The organism is Streptomyces sp. NPDC054847, from assembly GCF_053610925.1.
Genome location: NZ_JBSGZJ010000740.1, coordinates 1 through 1,755, shown reverse-complemented (window position 1 = coordinate 1,755; position 1,755 = coordinate 1). Strand labels below are relative to the sequence as shown.

At 66.6% G+C, this 1,755-nt stretch carries 1 protein-coding gene; it reads left to right on the top strand.

Annotated features, from left to right (window positions below; translation table 11 throughout):
• The first annotated feature begins 102 nt into the window (after positions 1 to 102).
• Positions 103 to 1,710, top strand: a complete 1,608-nt coding sequence (gene metG, locus ACWGH4_RS34845; RefSeq protein ID WP_453467887.1) for a methionine--tRNA ligase — start codon at positions 103 to 105, stop codon at positions 1,708 to 1,710.
• Positions 1,711 to 1,755 lie beyond the last annotated feature (45 nt).

Sequence of the window (1,755 nt, the reverse complement as noted above, 5' to 3'; positions counted from 1 at the left end):
GACGCGGACAGCGTCCGCCCGGACGTACGGGGGCGCCGGAGGTCACCCGTGCCCTCGGCACGTGTGTGAGTCGATCTTCTCGGGCCCGATAGGATTTCGACCATGGCGGCCACTGGATCCGAGAAGCAGGGGGCGAAGGCGTATTACGTCTCGACCCCCATTTACTACGTCAACGACGCTCCTCACCTGGGCCACGCCTATACGACCGTCGCAGGCGACGTGCTCACACGCTGGCACCGTCAGCGTGGCGAGAAGGTGTGGTACCTCACCGGCACGGACGAGCACGGTCAGAAGATCATGCGCACCGCGGAGGCGAACGGCGTCACGCCCCAGGAGTGGTGCGACAAGCTCGTCGAGGAGGCCTGGAAGCCCCTCTGGGAGCACCTGAACATCAGACACGACGACTTCATCCGCACCACGGAGAAGCGGCACACGGACCGTGTGCAGGAGTTCGTGCAGGACCTGTACGACAAGGGCGAGATCTACAAGGGCGGGTACGAAGGCCCGTACTGCGTGGGCTGTGAGGAGTACAAGCTCCCCGGCGACCTCATCGAGGCCGAGGACGGCACCAAGCTGTGCCCGATCCACAAGAAGCCGGTGGAGATCCTCAAGGAGGAGAACTACTTCTTCAAGCTCAGCGAGTACGGCCCGAAGCTGCTCGACTTCTACGCGGCGAACCCGGACTTCATCCAGCCCGAGTCGGCCCGCAACGAGGTCGTGAACTTCGTCAAGCAGGGCCTTCAGGACCTGTCCATCTCGCGCTCGACGTTCGACTGGGGCGTTCCGGTCCCGTGGGACGAGAAGCACGTCATCTACGTGTGGATCGACGCGCTCCTCAACTACGCCACCGCGGTCGGCTACGGCTCGAACCAGGCGAAGTTCGACGAGACCTTCCCGGCGAACGTCCACCTGGTGGGCAAGGACATCCTGCGTTTCCACGCGATCATCTGGCCCGCGATGCTGATGGCGCAGGGCCTGCCGGTGCCCGGCAAGGTCGCTGCCAACGGCTGGCTGATGGTCGGCGGCGAGAAGATGTCGAAGTCCAACCTGACCGGCATCAAGCCGCAGGACCTGACGTCCCACTTCGGTGTGGACGCGTACCGCTGGTACTTCCTGCGCGCCATCGCGTTCGGCCAGGACGGTTCGTTCTCCTGGGAGGACTTCACCGCCCGGTACACCTCCGAGCTCGCCAACGACTACGGCAACCTCGCCTCCCGCGTGGCGGCGATGGTCGGCAAGTACTTCGACGGTGCACTGCCGGCGGCCACGGCCTCGGGCGAGGCGGAGAAGGCCGTCCAGGACGGTCTGGCGAAGGCGGTCGCGGAGGCCGACCGGAAGATCGGCGAGGAGCTGGACTTCCAGAGCGGCATCCTGAGCGTCTTCGAGTTCGTGAAGCAGGTCAACGGCTACATCACGGAGCAGGAGCCGTGGAAGGTCGCGAAGGACGACTCCCCTGAGGGCCGGGCGCGTCTCGCGACGATCCTGTACACGGCGGCGGAGTCCCTGCGCGCGGTCGCGGTCCTGCTCAACCCGGTCATGCCGGAGACGTCCCAGAAGCTGTGGGACTCCCTCGGCGCCGAGGCCCCGCTGGGCGCCCTCGCGGACCAGAAGGTCCAGGAGGCCGGCGAGTGGGGCAAGCTGCCCGCCGGAGCGACGGTGACGAAGGGCGCGGTCCTGTTCCCGCGCCTGGAGGAGCCGAAGAAGGCCTGACGTGCACAGATGTGCGATGCGGCGAGGGCCCGGAACCCGTTCGGC

Bases quoted from the DNA above. Each gene is read 5' to 3' on its own strand.
- metG (WP_453467887.1), top strand. From the start codon at position 103: ATGGCGGCCACTGGATCCGAGAAGCAGGGGGCGAAGGCGTATTACGTC.